At 68.1% G+C, this 16,575-nt stretch carries 13 protein-coding genes and 1 riboswitch; of the genes, 9 read left to right on the forward strand and 4 right to left on the reverse strand.

Annotated elements, in window-relative coordinates:
* The first annotated feature begins 185 nt into the window (after window positions 1-185).
* The 3 genes from ACH4YL_RS06090 to ACH4YL_RS06100 all read left to right on the forward strand — a co-directional run bounded on the left by ACH4YL_RS06090 (window position 186) and on the right by ACH4YL_RS06100 (window position 1,951).
* Window positions 186-398: a DUF5326 family protein gene (locus ACH4YL_RS06090; RefSeq protein WP_398505617.1), complete on the forward strand. Its 213-nt coding sequence runs from the start codon at window positions 186-188 to the stop codon at window positions 396-398.
* A 196-nt stretch (window positions 399-594) separates the two neighbouring features.
* Window positions 595-1,365: an IclR family transcriptional regulator gene (locus ACH4YL_RS06095; RefSeq protein WP_398505284.1), complete on the forward strand. Its 771-nt coding sequence runs from the start codon at window positions 595-597 to the stop codon at window positions 1,363-1,365.
* A 151-nt stretch (window positions 1,366-1,516) separates the two neighbouring features.
* A complete protein-coding gene (locus ACH4YL_RS06100) occupies window positions 1,517-1,951 on the forward strand; it encodes an SsgA family sporulation/cell division regulator (RefSeq protein ID WP_398505286.1) in 435 nt (144 codons plus the stop codon).
* A gap of 51 nt (window positions 1,952-2,002) precedes the next feature.
* Here the strand turns inward: ACH4YL_RS06100 and ACH4YL_RS06105 are convergent, their stop codons facing one another.
* On the reverse strand, window positions 2,003-3,352 hold the full coding sequence (locus tag ACH4YL_RS06105) for a YibE/F family protein (RefSeq protein ID WP_398505288.1): 1,350 nt from the start codon (window positions 3,350-3,352) through the stop codon (window positions 2,003-2,005).
* Window positions 3,353-3,424: 72 nt separating this feature from the next.
* A riboswitch (TPP riboswitch) is annotated at window positions 3,425-3,581 on the forward strand.
* Between ACH4YL_RS06105 and thiC the strand changes: the two genes are divergently transcribed.
* The 3 genes from thiC to ACH4YL_RS06120 all read left to right on the forward strand — a co-directional run bounded on the left by thiC (window position 3,574) and on the right by ACH4YL_RS06120 (window position 8,933).
* Window positions 3,574-5,340 (forward strand): phosphomethylpyrimidine synthase ThiC, encoded by a 1,767-nt coding sequence (gene thiC, locus ACH4YL_RS06110; RefSeq protein ID WP_398505290.1) that lies wholly within the window; start codon window positions 3,574-3,576, stop codon window positions 5,338-5,340. Its footprint overlaps the riboswitch before it by 8 nt.
* Window positions 5,341-5,703: 363 nt before the next feature.
* Window positions 5,704-7,344, forward strand: a complete 1,641-nt coding sequence (locus tag ACH4YL_RS06115) for an alpha/beta fold hydrolase (RefSeq protein ID WP_398505292.1) — start codon at window positions 5,704-5,706, stop codon at window positions 7,342-7,344.
* Window positions 7,341-8,933, forward strand: coding sequence for an alpha/beta fold hydrolase (locus ACH4YL_RS06120; protein ID WP_398505294.1), 1,593 nt, complete (start codon window positions 7,341-7,343; stop codon window positions 8,931-8,933). Before ACH4YL_RS06115 ends, ACH4YL_RS06120 begins: the two co-directional genes overlap by 4 nt.
* Window positions 8,934-8,963: 30 nt before the next feature.
* Here the strand turns inward: ACH4YL_RS06120 and ACH4YL_RS06125 are convergent, their stop codons facing one another.
* From ACH4YL_RS06125 to ACH4YL_RS06135, 3 genes are all read right to left on the reverse strand, one after another.
* Window positions 8,964-9,791, reverse strand: a complete 828-nt coding sequence (locus ACH4YL_RS06125; RefSeq protein ID WP_398505296.1) for a hypothetical protein — start codon at window positions 9,789-9,791, stop codon at window positions 8,964-8,966.
* A gap of 148 nt (window positions 9,792-9,939) precedes the next feature.
* Window positions 9,940-11,043: a metallophosphoesterase gene (locus ACH4YL_RS06130; RefSeq protein WP_398505619.1), complete on the reverse strand. Its 1,104-nt coding sequence runs from the start codon at window positions 11,041-11,043 to the stop codon at window positions 9,940-9,942.
* Between the two features lie 160 nt (window positions 11,044-11,203).
* Window positions 11,204-12,316, reverse strand: a complete 1,113-nt coding sequence (locus tag ACH4YL_RS06135) for a LacI family DNA-binding transcriptional regulator (protein WP_398505297.1) — start codon at window positions 12,314-12,316, stop codon at window positions 11,204-11,206.
* A gap of 387 nt (window positions 12,317-12,703) precedes the next feature.
* Here ACH4YL_RS06135 and hisC point away from each other — a divergent pair, with 387 nt between their 5' ends.
* From hisC to cydB, 3 genes are all read left to right on the forward strand, one after another.
* On the forward strand, window positions 12,704-13,783 hold the full coding sequence (gene hisC / locus ACH4YL_RS06140) for a histidinol-phosphate transaminase (protein WP_398505298.1): 1,080 nt from the start codon (window positions 12,704-12,706) through the stop codon (window positions 13,781-13,783).
* Between the two features lie 249 nt (window positions 13,784-14,032).
* Window positions 14,033-15,541, forward strand: coding sequence for a cytochrome ubiquinol oxidase subunit I (locus ACH4YL_RS06145; protein WP_398505299.1), 1,509 nt, complete (start codon window positions 14,033-14,035; stop codon window positions 15,539-15,541).
* Between the two features lie 21 nt (window positions 15,542-15,562).
* The gene (cydB, locus tag ACH4YL_RS06150) at window positions 15,563-16,564 is read left to right on the forward strand and encodes a cytochrome d ubiquinol oxidase subunit II (RefSeq protein ID WP_398505300.1); all 1,002 of its coding nucleotides are present in this window, start codon (window positions 15,563-15,565) and stop codon (window positions 16,562-16,564) included.
* Window positions 16,565-16,575 lie beyond the last annotated feature (11 nt).

Raw genomic sequence — 16,575 nt, forward strand, 5'->3', positions numbered from 1 at the left:
CCGAGAGTCCCTCGAGAGCTGACGTCTACGCCTGGGAGCCGACGCCGACCCTGCCCGGTCCCTAGGGGTTCGATCAGGGGAGATCAAGGGCTCACGGGCCCCCGCGCGCCCCTGCTCCCGCCTAGCATCGAGGGCAGGAACTCAGAGAATCAGAGAATCAGGGAAACGGAGAAAGGCCGATGGCTGTGCGGGAGATATTCGCTGGGATGCCGTGGTGGGTGAAGTGGATCGCGGTGCCCGTCATCGCCCTTCTGCTGTTCGGAGGGTTGATTGCCAACCTTGTCGGCATCGTGATCGGACTGCTCTTCAAGATCCTTATTCTTGTTGCCCTGGTCGGTGGACTGGTCTTTGTCGTACGGAAGTTCACGGGTTCGTCGAACTCACGCAGTGACTGGTAACCGCTGTTCGGCCGGGTATTAGCCCGGCTGGGGGAATGCCTGTCGAACCCCAGGTACCGCCAGGCGGGCGCCCATTACATTGGCAACCCGCCCCGGCCCCTGGGAGCTTCGGCCCTTGGATGGTTCGTGCGGCGGGCGCGCGGGGGCGGCCCCCGCGGGCGGGCGCGCTGCCCGTCACCATGCCTGGGGGTGACCTTTGACCACGGCCACGAATGCCGCTGCCCCTACGTTGATCGGGTCGGTCCAGCGGGCGCTGAAGTTGTTGGACGCGGTGGCGGCGCACGCCGACGGGGCCCCCGCGAAACAGCTCGCGCGCGAAGCGGGGCTGCCTCTGCCCACCGCGTACCACCTGCTGCGCACCCTGACCCACGAGGACTATCTCCGCCGCGAGAAAGGGGTGTTCGTCCTCGGTGAGGCGGTCGGCCGGCTCGCTCTCGGCGGCGCTCTGCAGAATCGTCGCAGCAGGCTCGAGAAGTCGCTGGTGCACTGGCGGGACGCGATCGGCGTCCCGGTCTACTTCGCGCTCTACCACGAGGGCGAGATCGAACTCGTCGCCGTCGCCGACACCCCCTACGCCCCCGCCGTCGCGGAGTGGGCGGACTTCCGTGAGACCGGTCATGCACATGCGATCGGGCAGTGTCTGCTGAGCCAGCTCGACGAGGCCGGGCGGCGTGATCATCTGGACCGTCATCCCGTTCAGGCGGTCACGCCCTATTCCGTTCGGGACAAGCGTTCGCTACTGGAACGGCTCGCTTCGACGGAACGGATGCAACCCGTTGTGGAACGGCAGGAATATGCACTCGGCACGGTCTGTGCAGCTATTCCGATCACCGCAGGATCCGGCGCCGCGACGATGGCGATTTCTCTACCACTCCACCAGCAGGGACGATTGATGCCCGCGATTGAACAGCTGCGCAAGGGAATTGGCGGACTGCTCGGCTCCCTGGCGTTCTCTATCAGTATCTGAAAAATCACTCCTTGTGGACCTCTAGTACTTACACCACGATTACGTCAAGAGGGCCAAGAGGATCATTCCCGGCCGTTTTGAGCACGCTTCCGTCCAACAACACGTTCCGTCCAAGACGTCAATCACTGCTTCATCCACTGCGGGGTACACGATGCGCGAGTCGGTCCAGGCCGAGGTCCTGATGAGTTTTCTTGTCTCCGAGGAGCTCTCGTTCCGAATCCCGGTGGAGCTGCGGTACGACCCGGTGGATCCGTACGCGGTGCGGATGACCTTTCACCTTCCCGGGGACGCTCCGGTGACCTGGGCGTTCGGCCGCGAACTGCTGCTGGACGGGATCCACGGACCGAGCGGGGACGGCGATGTGCACATCACACCGACCGGGCCCGAGGGGAAGTGGGACCTCCGCATCCGGCTCCAAGTGGGCCGGGACCGGGCGGTGTTCCAGGTGGGCGGGGCGCCGATCGTGGCTTTCCTCGACCGCACCGACAGGCTGGTGCCGCTGGGACAGGAGCGTACGTTCGGAGACTTCGAGGGCAATCTCGAGAAGGCGCTCGGACGCATCCTCGCCGAGGAGAACGCCGGCTGAGGACTTCGGACGCCTGTTGAGGCACCTTGGACCACGGCTCTGAGGCCACCGCTACTTCTTGCGGCGGCGACCCGAGCCACCCCGCCCCAGCGGCCCGCTCCGGGCCCCTGATCCGCCCGGTGCCGCCTCTTCGTTGCGCGGCCGGTCCGCGGAGACCACCAGCGCCGCCAGGCCCGTGGTCACCGGCACAGAGGCGACCAGACCGATCGAGCCGATCAGGGTCCGTACGATCTCCTCCGCCACCAGCTCGCTGTTGGCCACGGTCCCCACGCTGCTCTGCGCGATCGAGAACAGCAGGAGCAGCGGCAACGCCGCGCCCGCATAAGCCAGTACGAGCGTGTTGACGACGGACGCGATGTGGTCCCGGCCGATCCGGATGCCGGCGCGGTACAGCCCGCGCGGCCCCATGGAGGGATCCGCCTGATGCAGCTCCCAGACCGCCGAGGTCTGGGTCACGGTCACATCGTCGAGTACACCGAGCGAGCCGATGATGACCCCGGCGAGCAGCAGACCGCTCATGTCGATCCCGGGGAACAGACCGTGAATCAGACCGGTGTTGTCGTCGGTGTTGCCGGTCAGGCTCGCCCAGCCGAGGAAGATCGAGCCGAGCACCGCGATCAGCAGCAGTGAGACCAGGGTGCCGAGGACCGCGACCGAAGTACGTGCGGTCAGCCCGTGGCACAGATAGAGCGAGACCAACATGATCGCGCTCGCTCCGACCACCGCGACGATCAGCGGATTGGAGCCCTGCAGGATCGCGGGCAGGATGAACATGGTCAGCACGGCGAACGAGGCGGCCAGCGCGATCAGCGCCATCACGCCACGCATACGACCCACGAGCACCACGGTGATCGCGAAGATCGCCGCCAGCACCATCATCGGGAAGCCGCGGTTCACATCGATCACCGAGTACTGCAGGTCGCGGGGTGCGTCGGGAGCGAACGCGACCACGACCCCCTGGCCGTCCTTCAGCTGCCGGGGCGCATCGGGCTGGATGATCTCGGTAAATTTGCGGCCTTTGTTCGCGCCGGAAGTGACCTCGACCGTCGCCTTCGCGCAGCTGCCCTGCTGCGCGTTGACCGCCTCGCGTCCCTCAGGCGTGGAGGTGTCACCGGTCGGCGGCACCTGCGCGGCGTTCACGTCCTTGCAGTTGACCTTGTCGACCTGCACCACCCTTCCGTCCTCGGTCTGCCGGTCGAAGCCGACACCGGTGCGTTCATGGGCGGGAGTGCCGCCCGGCCAGAGGACCAGAAGGCCCACGACGACCGCGGTGGCGAACGGAATCAGCACCGCGGCGATGACCTTGCGGAGATGCCGGGAGACGGGTGCTGCGGGTCCGTGACTGTGCGTATGGCCGTGGGGTTCTGGCGGCTGCTGCGGTGCTGGCGGCGAAGAGGTCACCGACCGATCATCGCAAGAACGGGAAGGGGGCCTCTGTTCAGCACGCCAGAAGTGGCGCTAGCGTGGTGGCACCTTTGCACACGCGGGAGCTCGGAGCACCGGGCTGAGAGGACGCTGACCTCCGTCCCTGTGGCGTTTCACGTGAAACGCCTCCGGACGGAAGCCGCTGCGTCGACCGCCGAACCTGTTACCGGGTAATGCCGGCGTAGGGAGTAGGTCTCATGACCGTTCAGGATGCACGCACGCCTGCCGTCGACCAGGCGGAGCGCACGCCGGGCTGGCACAAGGGATACGTCGAGGGCTCGCGCCCCGACCTCCGGGTGCCGGTCCGTCAGGTGCACCTCACCAATGGCAAGGACGTGACGCTGTACGACACGTCCGGGCCGTACACCGACCCCACCGTCGAGACCGATGTCCGCCGCGGACTTCCGCCGCTGCGGGAGAACTGGATCATCGGCCGCGGCGACACCGAGGAGTACGCGGGCCGTCCCGTCCGTCCCGAGGACGACGGGATCAAGCACACCTCGCCGCGCGGGGGCCTCAGGAATCTCGACGCGGTCTTCCCCGGCCGTCCGCGCCAGCCCCGCCGGGGCCGGGCGGGAGCGGCGGTCACCCAGCTCGCGTACGCCCGTCGTGGCGAGATCACGCCGGAGATGGAGTACGTCGCGATCCGCGAGAACGTCTCTCCGGAGGTCGTACGGGAGGAGATCGCGGCGGGCCGCGCCGTGCTGCCGGCCAACGTCAACCACCCGGAGATCGAGCCGATGATCATCGGCAAGCGGTTCCTGGTGAAGGTCAACGCCAACATCGGCAACTCCGCGGTCACCTCCTCCATCGAGGAGGAGGTGGACAAGATGACCTGGGCCACGAAGTGGGGCGCGGACACGGTCATGGACCTCTCGACCGGCCGCAATATCCACACCACGCGTGAGTGGGTGCTGCGCAACTCACCGGTCCCGATCGGCACGGTGCCGCTGTACCAGGCCCTCGAGAAGGTCGACGGCAGGGCCGAGGACCTGACCTGGGACGTCTACAAGGACACGGTCATCGAGCAGGCCGAGCAGGGCGTCGACTACATGACGGTGCACGCGGGGGTGCTGCTGCGGTACGTGCCGCTCACGGCCCGCCGCAAGACCGGCATCGTGTCGCGCGGCGGCTCGATCATGGCGGCCTGGTGCCTGGCGCACCACAAGGAGTCGTTCCTGTACGAGCACTTCGAGGAGCTCTGCGAGATCCTCGCCGCGTACGACGTGACGTACTCCCTCGGCGACGGCCTGCGGCCCGGCTCGATCGCGGACGCTAACGACGAAGCGCAGTTCGCCGAGTTGCGCACACTCGGCGAACTCAACACGATCGCCAAGCGCTTCAACGTGCAGACGATGATCGAAGGACCTGGTCACGTCCCGATGCACAAGATCAAGGAGAACATCGACCTCCAGCAGGAGATCTGCGAGGAGGCCCCGTTCTATACGCTCGGCCCGCTCACCACGGACGTGGCCCCCGCGTACGACCACATCACCTCCGGCATCGGCGCGGCGATGATCGCCTGGTGGGGCACGGCCATGCTCTGCTACGTCACGCCCAAGGAGCACCTGGGTCTGCCGAACCGCGACGACGTGAAGACCGGCGTCATCACCTACAAGATCGCCGCTCATGCGGCGGACCTCGCCAAGGGGCACCCGGGCGCTCAGGAGTGGGACGACGCGCTGTCGGACGCGCGCTTCGAGTTCCGGTGGGAGGACCAGTTCAATCTGGCCCTCGACCCGGACACGGCACGGGAGTTCCACGACGAGACGCTGCCGGCCGAGCCGGCGAAGACCGCGCACTTCTGCTCGATGTGCGGTCCGAAGTTCTGCAGCATGAAGATCTCGCAGGACATCCGGCGGCAGCACGGGGAGTCGCAGGAGGAGATCGAGGAGGGCATGGCGGAGAAGTCACGGGAGTTCGCCGCCGCGGGCAACCGCGTCTATCTGCCGATCGCCGACTGACCCGCACAGCCGCACGCCGCACGCAGACGACGAGCCGCACGCACACGACGTAGCGCCGTCCCGAGAAGCGAGAGCCTCTCGGGACGGCGCTACGTCGTGTCGGCGAGCCTTCGTAGTCACCGGGCGTGCGGTCCTGCCGGAGTCGCGCCGCGCCGTTGGACGCCTTCCGGTTGCCGTGGCATCCGCGGCGTTGCGCGGGACGGGCGACTCCGTGGCCCGGGCGTCGCGTGTTGCCGAGTGATCCGCCTGCGCGCGTGCGCATGCTGCACCACGCGGTGTCCGCCCCGACCTGCCGGCGTGAGGAACCACGTGGCGGTGCCCGGGCGGGGACGGCTGTGAACGTCGCCGGACGAATGGGATCACATGGCTGAGCGAAGCACTGGTTCGGGCGGCCCTTCGGCCGTTCAGGAGAGCGGCAGGACCGCAGGCACGCGGGCGCAGCGCCGCGGCGTACGACGGCGCTTCGGGCGCACGCTCACCGGGGCGGCGGTCGTCGCAGCTGTCCTGGCGTTCGTGAGTGCTGTGGCCCCGGCACCGAGCAGTGCCGCCGCACCATCCGTCGACGGCTCCCGAGGTGATCCGCCGCGGTTCGCGCCTGCTCCCTGCCCGGTGACACCCGAGCCGATCGCCGGTCGCTGCGGGTTCCTGGAGGTCCCCGAGAATCGGGCCGATCACGGCGGGCGGACCATCCGGCTGGCCGTGGCCATCATTCCGGCAGCCTCGGCGACACCCGCCGAGGAACCGGTGGTGTTCATGACGGGAGGTCCCGGAGGCGACGCGATCGGGGACATTCCCTTCCTGATCGGTGCCGGTGTTAACCGGGATCGCGATCTGATCGTCATGGCCCAGCGCGGAGAGCGCTTCTCAGAGCCGAATCTCGCCTGCCCGGAGGTGGACGCGTTCTCCGCCGAAGCCGTGGGGCTGCGCTACGACGCGCCGTCGACGGGCCGGCTCCTCGTGCGCGCGATGAAGGAGTGCCGCGATCGTCTGGCGGCCGACGGGACCGACCTGAGCGCGTACAACACCACCGAGAACGCCACGGACTTCGCCGATCTGCGCAAGGCGCTGGGAATTCCCCGGTGGAACGTCTACGGGTACTCGTACGGCACCGACCTGGCCCTCACCTACCTCCGCGAGCACCCCCAGGGAATCCGGGCCGTGGCGATCGACTCGGTCGTACCGCCGCGGGTCGTGAGCCTGCCATGGACATGGAGCAGCGCCCAGGAGGGCATCAACACCATCTTCGCGGCATGCGCGGCCCAGCCCCTGTGCCGCAACCGCTACCCGGACCTGCCTCGCACGCTGACGCAGCAGGTGCGCAGGCTGGAGGCGCACCCGCTGAGGCTGAGCGTGCCGCCGCCGGGCGGAGGAGACCCGGTGAAGGTCGTTCTCGACGGGGGCGCGCTGGCGAACCTGCTGGTCGCCAACGCCGTCCCGGCCGTCGACGTCCCCGCGGCGCTCGAAGAGCTCGCCCATGGAAATCCGCAGCGCTTCGCGCAGGCCCGCGCGGCCGGCGCGAATCCCGTCGTGGGTGAGACCGCCTACGGCCTCACGGAGTCGGTGGCTTGCGCCGAGTGGGTGCCGGGCTTTTCGGCGGCCGACCTGCTGAACGCGGGCCGCCGGGCCTTCCCGGGGTGGCCGGACACGGTTCTCGCGCAGGCCCCGCAGCTGCCTTTCCAAGAGCAGGTGTGCCGCGCGTGGGACGTGCCGGACCGCACCGCCTTCCATCGCATGACGACCTTCAGCAAGGTGCCGACGCTCGTCGTCTCGGGGACGTTCGATGCCAAGACCGGGGCGCAGTGGGGGCGTTTCGCCGCCCGTACGCTGCCCCGCTCGACCGTTGTGCGGATTCCCGGCATCGGCCACTGGGTCGTCCCCCAGTCGCCCTGCGCGCAGGACGTCCTGGCCTCGTTCCTTGCCAATCCGGTCTCGCCCGACACCAGTTGTGTGGCACCCCTGACGCCGAAACCTTTCACGATCATCCCTGAGCTGGAGTCCAGATGATGTCCACACGCGCGTCCCGCCGCCGCCACGTAGTGCGACGGCTCCCGGCCACCCTGGCCGCGGTCGCGATCGGTTCCCTCGTCACGGGCCTGCTCGGAACTTCCGCCCAGGCCGAGCCCCGCGACGGAGCGCCGGTCGGCACGGTCGCCCGGACGGTGGGCGAGGCCCGGTTCGTTCCGGGTCCCTGTCCGAGAACCGCGGACCCGATCCCGGCGCTTGAGGGAGCCCGGTGCGGAACGCTCACCGTGCCCGAGGACCGGGGGCGGCGCCACGGGCGGAAGATCACCCTCGGGGTCGCGATCGTGCCGGCGCTCACGAGCACGCCGGCTTCCGACCCGATCGTGTGGTTTGCCGGAGGGCCCGGCGACGACGCGGTCGGCGAGGCCCAGATGGCGATCGACGGCGGCCTGAACCGCCACCGAGACGTGATCTTCATGTCCCAGCGCGGGACCTACTCGGCCGACCCGGTGCTCACCTGCCCGAACATCGACGAGTTCAACGCTCGCGTGACCAGCCTGGTCTTCGGTGCGCGGTCCACCGAACGTCTGCATGTCGAGGCGACGCGGACCTGCCGTCAGCAGCTGGCGGGTCGCAGCGTCGACCTCGCTGCCTACAACAGCACCGAGAGCGCTGCCGACTACGCCGATCTGCGCCGAGCACTCGGCCTCGCGAAGTGGAATGTGTTCGGCATCTCCTACGGGACCGACCTGGCGCTCACGTACATGCGTGAGCATCCGCAGGGCATCAGGTCGGTCGGCATCGACGGGGTCCTGCCGCCGTCACTGGCGGGGCCGAGCCTGACCTGGAGCAGCGCCCGGGAGGGCTTCGACGGTCTGTTCCGGGCGTGCGCCCAACAGCCCGCCTGCGCGGGCCGCTATCCACAGCTGCCCGCCACGTTCGAACGCCTTGTCCGCGAGCTCGAAGCCCGCCCGGTCACCGCGAACGTCACGATCCCCGAGCGCCCGACGCCGGTGAAAGCGGTGCTGGACGGCGGAGCCCTGGTCAACTGGATGACATCGGCGACCCACGTCGCGGCGGGAGTGCCCCGCTCCATTGACGAGCTGGCCCAGGGCAATCCGCAGCGGATCGCGGATCAGTGGGTGAACGGCAAGTACAGCCCACAGGCGATCGGGCGGCTCAGCCACGGGCTCGCCTACGGCGTTTTCTGCAGCGAGTGGACACCGTTCGACAGCGAGGCGGACGTGATCCGGGCCGGGCGGCGTGCGTTCCCGTCATTCCCCCGCTCCGTGCTGGCCAACGGTCCGCAGCTGCCCTTCCTCCACGCGGACTGCCGTGCCTGGGACGTCCCCCCGGCGCCGCGTTCGTTCCGGGAGGTCACCCGCAGCAAAATCCCGACCCTCGTCATGTCGGGCGGGTTCGACTCCCAGACCGGGGCAAGCAACGGTGCGTACGCCGCCCGAACGCTGAGCCGGGCCACGGTGGTGACGGTCCCCTACACCGCCCATGTGACCTTCGCTGCGTCTCCGTGCGCACAAGCGATCACTCTCTCGTTCTTCGACAGTCCGACCGGGCCGGACACCGGATGCATCGCCGGCGTCCAGCCGCCTCAGTTCGAGATCGGTCCGTGAAGCACCGGTTCCGGGCAGGAAGGTGAGAGATCACTCCGGCTGGTGCTCCGGGCCGCCGAAATCCGGGCTCGTGAAGTCCGGGCTGGTGAAGGTGGGCCGCTGTCCCGCCGTCGAGCCCTCGCTCGGGCTGGAGTAGTCCGGGCCGCTGTAGCCGACCTTCGGGATCCGGCTCACATGGCGCGGCGGGGCAGCGGACTTCGGGTCGGCGCTGGGATCAGCCAGCGCCGCCCGCAGGAACGGCAGGAGGCCGCGTTCCAGGACAGCGTGCCGCCAGGCGTCCTTGGCACGTGCCACCTCGTCGGGCAGTTCGCCCGTCATCTCCTCGGCGGGCAGCTGGGTCGCGCCGTTGCGCAGCGCCGTGATCAGCAGTCCGATGGCGGCGGCCAGGATCGCGGCCGCCGTCAGCGCACCGAAGAACCAGCCGGCGGCCACCATGGTCTCGGCGAAGGCAGGAGTGGGGCTGAGCATTTTCAGGATGTAGCCGACCAGCAGGAATATCAGCGCGGCCGTCCCGGCGAGAACCGGAGCCAGCACCGCGATGACGGCGCCGAACCCGGCGCCGCGCTCGGCCGCCTCGCCGGCCGCGGGGGCCAGCACGGAGTTGTGCACGGATGCCACGGACGTGGGCGCGCGCATCTCTTCGCGGATCTTGATGTAGTGCTCGTACTCGGCAGCGGCGGCCGTGGTGATCAGCGCCGTCGCGTTCAGGGCCATCGTGCGCAGTTGTTCGGCGTTCAGTCGCTGCCCCACGGCAGCGAGATCCGGTCTGTCATGGGCGTTGCGCAGCGCGTCGTCGAGGATGCGCTCGTACTCGGCGCGGTCCTCGGTCAGCAGGTGCGGAGCGCTGTTCATGTGCATCCCCCGATGCTCCGTAGGGCCCGGATTGCCCGGGTCGACCGGGCGGTTGGGCGGAAACGGAGGAGAGCCTGCTACGGATAAGCCGATGGTAGAGCGGTTACAGCACGTGGTGACAGGGGGTTTCCGTAAATCGCGTGTCGCGGGCGGCTCAGTTGGGCAGCGGGAGTTGGACGACAAGAAGCTTTCCGGCCATGGTCACGCCGCCGTCCATGGCGATCGCCAGACCGTCCGCGTACACATGCGGTCCTTCGACAACCGGACGCGCTCCGTCCTCGCCGTCCTCCGTGCCCACTTCGCCGAGCAGATACGGAATGGGGCTGTGGCCGTGCACGACGCGGTTGCCTCCGTAGGCGGCGAGCAGTTCGCGTACGGCCTGCGGGCCGGCCTCGTCACGGAAGGCGAAGCGCTTGGTGAGCTTGCGGAACAGATCCCAGCACTCGTCGGCGTCGTTGCGGGTCAGGATCGCGTGGACGGTGTCGTTGACGTCCTCGATGGTGGAGCCGTAGTCGAGATATGCGGTGGTGTCGGAGTGCATCAGCAGATGCTCGTCCTCCTCGACCACCGCGTCGAGCCGCGCCATCCACTGCAGATGGACGTCCTGCAGGCGGTCCATGTCGGACTTCTGGCCGCCGTTGAGCAGCCAGGCCGCCTGAAAAGTGGCAGTGCCCGCACCGGAGTTGACGGGGGTGTCCCCGAAGCGCTTGGCGCCGAGGAGCAGCAGCTCGTGGTTGCCCATGAGGGCCTTGCAGTAGCCGCCGGCAGCCGCGGCCTCGGCGGAGAGCCGCATGACCAGATCGATGACGCCGATGCCGTCGGGGCCGCGGTCGGTGAAGTCGCCGAGGAACCAGAGGCGGGCATGGCCCGCGGCCCAGTTGCCGTCCGCGTCGATGAGGCCCTGTGCGGTGAGAGCCTCGACGAGTTCGTCGAGATAGCCGTGGACGTCGCCGACGACGTACAGAGGGCCGAGGCCCTCGGGCGACTCGTCCGGTGTGATCTCCACCTGGACGGTGTCGCCGGGGCCGCCGAGGGTGATCACCGGAAGATCGCGCTCGGTGGGCGTGTAGCCGTCCGGGGCCTCGCCCTTCGGGACCGCGTTTCCGGGATGTTCGGACTGGGGCGCTCCGGCTTCCTCCTGGGGCGCCTGTGACTGCACGGGAACCTGTGCGTACGGCGGAACGCGGAAATCGCGCAATGTCGCCGTCCGCACCACGGGTCCCTGACCGGCCCCCTGAGTCATCGACCCCTCCACCACCGTCGCGCCGCCGTTCACCTCTCGGCCCAGCCTGGTCGGGGTGGTCCGCGGTGTCGTCCGCCCATCATAGGAATGAGCCCCGCGCTGTGTGACGCACCAGGGGTGGTGAATCCATCTGCACCCCTGATGCGCCGGGTTGTTTCGCCCCAATTCGGAAGGTCTAGTCCGGTGATGGGGATCGCGGGGCGCTCACGGTCGTCCGCGGAGGGCGACGCTGCGAGGACGTCCGGACGATCAATTCCGTCGGTATCACCTGCTCGACCGGCCGGTCCTCGTCGATTCCCTCGATGGCGTCGATGAGGAGCTGGACGACCGCCGTGCCGATCCTGCGCGGCTTCAGCGACAGCGTGGTGATGGGCGGTTCGGTGGTCGCGTACACGGTCGACTCGCTGCAGCAGACCAGCAGCAGGTCGTCGGGGACGCGCAGGCCGTACCGTCGGGCGGCGGCGAGCAGATCGGTGCCGTTGGGGTCGAAGAGCCCGTAGACGGCATCGGGCCGGTCCGGGCGGGCGAGCAGCCGGTCGGCGGCGACGGCTCCGGCACACGGGTCGTGCGCCGGATAGGACTCGTAGACCGGGTCCTGGCCCACCCGCTCGCACCAGTTCAGATACGCGGTGGTGGACAGGCGGGTGTAGGTGTCGGTGGTGTTGCCGGTGAGGAGGCCGATCCGGCGGGCGCCGGCTTCGGCGAGATGGTCGAGCAGACCGAGTACGGCCGCTTCGTGATCGTTGTCGACCCAGGCGGTGACCGGAAGCGTCCCGGCGGGGCGGCCGTCGGAGACGACGGGCAGGCCCTGGCGGACGAGTTCGGTGACGACGGGGTCGTGGTCGGAGGGGTCGATGACGACGGTGCCGTCGAGGGCGACGTTCGACCAGACGTCATGGCGTGATGTAGCCGGAAGGATGACTAGGGCGTACCCGCGGGCTAAGGCCGCGGAGGTCGCGGCTCTGGCCATCTCGGCGAAGTACGCGAACTCCGTGAAGGTGAAAGGTTCATCCCCGTACGTCGTCACCGTCAGTCCGATCAGTCCGGACTTGCCGGTACGGAGCGTTCTGGCCGCCGCGGACGGGCGATAGCCCAGTCGATCGGCGACCTCGCGGACATGCCGGCGGGTGGCGTCGGGGAGCCGGCCCTTGCCGTTGAGCGCGTCCGAGACAGTCGTGATGGAGACACCGGCTGCGGCGGCGACGTCTCGGATGCCCGCCCGGCCTTGCCGGCTGCCCCGGCGGGATGTGTCCGTCCGGCTCACCTGGTGCTTCCCTGCTGCTGTCATGGCGAGCCGATAGTAGGGCTCGCGCGGTCGGTAAGGCCGGTCGCATATTCACTCGTTGACAGGCACGTTTCTGCAAGGTGATGGTCACCCAACTCCCTTGGAAAATAAGGGAGTTGATCCTATACGTAGCTGCGTCGGGGGCGCCGGGCGGTATCGGCCTGTCGAATGGTCCATGTTTCGAAGAGGTCTCAACTCACCACTACGGGGGATGCGCGCTACGGAGTGAGCCACCGGCGCGCGCCACAGTCAGGAGCGCTCCCCCTCTCTCGGCGCCTTCCCGGCCGGTCCCGCACCTTCCCTGCCGCCGCCCATTCGCAGCGGGCCGGAATCCTCTTAAGGTGAGCAGTATTGGTACTGATGTGTACGGACGGTCGAGGAGGACCTGCGGTGAGCGAGACGAGCCCCAAGCTGCGCGCCGAGCTGGACGGCATTCCCACTTACAAGCCCGGCAAGCCCGCTGCCACAGGTGGCCCGGTCGCGTACAAGCTCTCGTCCAACGAGAACCCCTATCCGCCGCTGCCGGGTGTGATGGAGAGCGTGATCGCCGCCGCGGGCGCTTTCAACCGATACCCGGACATGGCGTGCACCGGCCTGATGAACGAGCTGGCGGACCGTTTCGGGGTCCCGGTTTCGCATCTGGCCACCGGCACGGGCTCGGTGGGTGTGGCCCAGCAGCTTCTCCAGGCCACATCGGGCCCGGGTGACGAGGTCATCTACGCCTGGCGGTCCTTCGAGGCGTACCCGATCATCACCCAGATCAGCGGCGCGAAGTCGGTGAAGGTGCCGCTGACCGCCGGTGAGGTGCACGACCTGGACGCGATGGCCGGCGCGATCACCGACCGGACCCGGCTGATCTTCGTCTGCAACCCCAACAACCCGACCGGCACCGTGGTCCGCCGGGCCGAGCTGGAGCGGTTCCTCGACCGGGTGCCGTCGGATGTGCTGGTGGTGCTGGACGAGGCGTACCGCGAGTTCATCCGCGACGCCGATGTGCCGAACGGCATCGAGATCTACCGCGACCGCCCCAATGTGGCGGTGCTGCGCACCTTCTCCAAGGCGTACGGCCTGGCGGGGCTGCGGGTCGGCTTCGCGATCGCTCATGAGCCGGTGGCCGCGGCGCTGCGCAAGACCGCGGTGCCGTTCGGCGTCTCGCAGCTGGCGCAGGATGCGGCGGTGGCCTCGTTGCGTGCCGAGGACGAGCTGCTCGGCCGGGTCGGTTCGCTGGTCTCCGAGCGCGTCCGGGTGGCGGAGTCCCTGGTCAAGCAGGGCTGGACGGTGCCGGAGACGCAGGCGAACTTCGTCTGGCTGCGGCTCGGCGAGCGCACGGTCGACTTCGCGGCGGTCTGTGAGAAGGCCGGTGTCGTGGTGCGGCCGTTCGCGGGTGAGGGCGTACGGGTCACGATCGGCGAGACCGAGGCGAACGATCTCTTCCTGCACACCGCGGAGGCGTTCCGCAAGGAGCTCTAGACCGTCTCGAGCGCGAGATCGGGTGGGGCCGCAGGGCGGGCGCGAGTGCGTTGTCCTGCGGCCTCGAAAACGGCCGTCGCCCCCAGGTCCGGGCGGAAGGGGTACCCCGCTCATGGGTTCGGATTGCGTATGGGTCATAATTGCTTGTGAATGTGAACGCGTTCACAAGCGAGTCCTGATTATCCCGGGATAGGTGGGATCAGAGGGACAAACTGCCGCTGTGACCACGGCGAGTAAGGAGAAGCCGACGTGGACCTGGCTCTGGCGCCCGAGACTCTGGCGCGATGGCAGTTCGGCATTACTACCGTCTACCACTTCCTCTTCGTCCCCCTGACGATCTCTCTCGCCGCGCTCACCGCCGGCCTGCAGACCGCCTGGGTGCGGACGGAGAACGAGAAGTACCTCAGGGCCACGAAGTTCTGGGGCAAGCTGTTCCTGATCAACATCGCCATGGGCGTGGTCACCGGCATCGTCCAGGAGTTCCAGTTCGGCATGAACTGGTCGGACTACTCACGCTTCGTCGGTGACGTGTTCGGCGCACCGCTCGCCTTCGAGGCGCTGATCGCCTTCTTCTTCGAGTCCACCTTCATCGGGCTGTGGATCTTCGGCTGGGACAAGCTGCCGAAGAAGATCCATCTCGCCTGCATGTGGATGGTCTCGATCGGCACGATTCTCTCGGCGTACTTCATCCTGGCCGCCAACTCCTGGATGCAGCACCCGGTCGGCTACCGGATCAACGAGGAGCGCGGGCGGGCCGAACTCACCGACTTCTGGCATGTGCTGACCCAGAACACCGCGCTCACCCAGTTCTTCCACACCATCTCGGCCGCCTTCCTGGTCGGCGGCGCGTTCCTGGTCGGCATCTCGGCCTTCCACCTGGCGCGCAAGAAGCACATCCCGGTGATGCGGACCTCGCTGCGGCTCGGGCTGGTCACCATCGTGATCTCCGGACTGCTCACGGCTGTCAGCGGCGACCTGCTCGGCAAGGTCATGTACAAGCAGCAGCCGATGAAGATGGCCGCGGCCGAGGCACTGTGGGACGGCGAGGCGCCGGCGCCCTTCTCGATCTTCGCGTACGGGGACGTCGACGCAGGTCACAACAAGGTGGCCATAGAGATCCCGGGACTGCTGTCCTTCCTGGCCAACGACGACTTCACCTCGTACGTCCCGGGCATCAACGACGTCAACAAGGCCGAGCAGGAGAAGTTCGGGCCCGGCGACTACCGGCCCAATATCCCGGTCGCGTACTGGGGCTTCCGCTGGATGATCGGCTTCGGGATGGCGTCACTCACCATCGGTCTGATCGGGCTCTGGCTCACCCGGAGGAAGTTCCTGCTGCCGGCCGCACTGCGGACGGGCGACGACGAAGTGCCGCATCTGGTGCTCTTCCGGAACAAGGCGCTGAACCCCAGGCTCACCAACTGGTACTGGATCATCGCGCTCTGGACGATGGCCTTCCCGCTGATCGCCAACTCCTGGGGCTGGATCTTCACCGAGATGGGCCGTCAGCCCTGGGTGGTGTACGGCGTGCTGCGCACGCGTGACGCGGTCTCTCCCGGTACCTCGCAGGGCGAGGTGCTCACCTCGATGATCGTCTTCACGCTGCTCTACGCGGTGCTCGCCGTCATCGAGGTCAGGCTGCTGGTGAAGTACGTCAAGGCCGGACCGCCCGAGCTCACCGAGGCCGACCTCAACCCGCCCACCAAGATCGGCGGCGACGACCGTGACGCCGACCGGCCGATGGCCTTCTCGTACTGAGGCCCAAGGAGCTGCTGAGGCATGGAACTTCACGACGTCTGGTTCGTACTCATAGCCGTCCTGTGGATCGGCTACTTCTTCCTCGAAGGCTTCGACTTCGGGGTCGGTGTTCTCACCAAGCTGCTGGCCCGGGACCGGACCGAACGGCGGGTGCTGATCAACACGATCGGGCCCGTCTGGGACGGCAACGAGGTCTGGTTGCTGACCGCCGGCGGCGCGACGTTCGCCGCCTTCCCGGAGTGGTACGCCACGCTCTTCTCCGGCTTCTATCTGCCGCTGCTGCTCATCCTTGTCTGTCTGATCGTGCGCGGTGTCGCCTTCGAGTACCGGCACAAGCGGGACGAGGAGCGGTGGCAGACCAACTGGGAGCATGCGATCTTCTGGACCTCGCTGCTGCCGGCTCTGCTCTGGGGCGTGGCCTTCGGCAATATCGTGCGCGGCGTGAAGATCGACGGAGAGATGGAGTACGTCGGCACCTTCTTCGACCTGCTCAATCCGTACGCGATCCTCGGCGGGCTGGTGACGCTGACGCTGTTCACTTTCCACGGTGCGGTGTTCACGGCGCTGAAGACGCTGGGGGAGATCAGGGAGCGGGCGCGGACACTGGCTCTGAGGCTGGGTCTGCTCACGACGGCGCTGGCGCTCGCCTTCCTGATCTGGACCCAGGTCTCGCACGGCGATGGCAGCAGCCTGGTCGCGATGGTCGTCGCCGTGTTGTCGCTGGTCACGGCGATCGGAGCGAACCAGGTGGGCCGGGAAGGCTGGGCGTTCGCGCTGTCCGGAGTGACGATCGTGGCCGCGGTCGCGATGCTGTTCCTGACGCTGTTCCCGAACGTCATGCCGTCCTCGCTCAATGAGGAGTGGAGCCTGACGGTCACCAATGCCTCGTCGAGTCCGTACACGTTGAAGATCATGACCTGGTGTGCCGCCATCGCTACGCCGCTGGTGCTGCTCTACCAGGGCTGGACGTACTGGGTGTTCCGCAAGCGGATCGGCACGCAGCACATCGCCGATGCGCACTAGTGGGGGATGTT

The organism is Streptomyces sp. NPDC020681 (assembly GCF_044334895.1).
GTDB lineage: Bacteria > Actinomycetota > Actinomycetes > Streptomycetales > Streptomycetaceae > Streptomyces.

What these genes read in the sequence shown, in the direction of transcription:
- cydB (WP_398505300.1), top strand. Translation starts at nt 15,563, where the DNA reads ATGGAACTTCACGACGTCTGGTTCGTACTCATAGCCGTCCTGTGGATC.
- ACH4YL_RS06115 (WP_398505292.1), top strand. Translation starts at nt 5,704, where the DNA reads ATGGCTGAGCGAAGCACTGGTTCGGGCGGCCCTTCGGCCGTTCAGGAG.
- ACH4YL_RS06120 (WP_398505294.1), top strand. Translation starts at nt 7,341, where the DNA reads ATGATGTCCACACGCGCGTCCCGCCGCCGCCACGTAGTGCGACGGCTC.
- ACH4YL_RS06100 (WP_398505286.1), top strand. Translation starts at nt 1,517, where the DNA reads ATGCGCGAGTCGGTCCAGGCCGAGGTCCTGATGAGTTTTCTTGTCTCC.
- ACH4YL_RS06135 (WP_398505297.1), bottom strand. Translation starts at nt 12,316, where the DNA reads ATGACAGCAGCAGGGAAGCACCAGGTGAGCCGGACGGACACATCCCGC.
- thiC (WP_398505290.1), top strand. Translation starts at nt 3,574, where the DNA reads ATGACCGTTCAGGATGCACGCACGCCTGCCGTCGACCAGGCGGAGCGC.
- ACH4YL_RS06125 (WP_398505296.1), bottom strand. Translation starts at nt 9,791, where the DNA reads ATGCACATGAACAGCGCTCCGCACCTGCTGACCGAGGACCGCGCCGAG.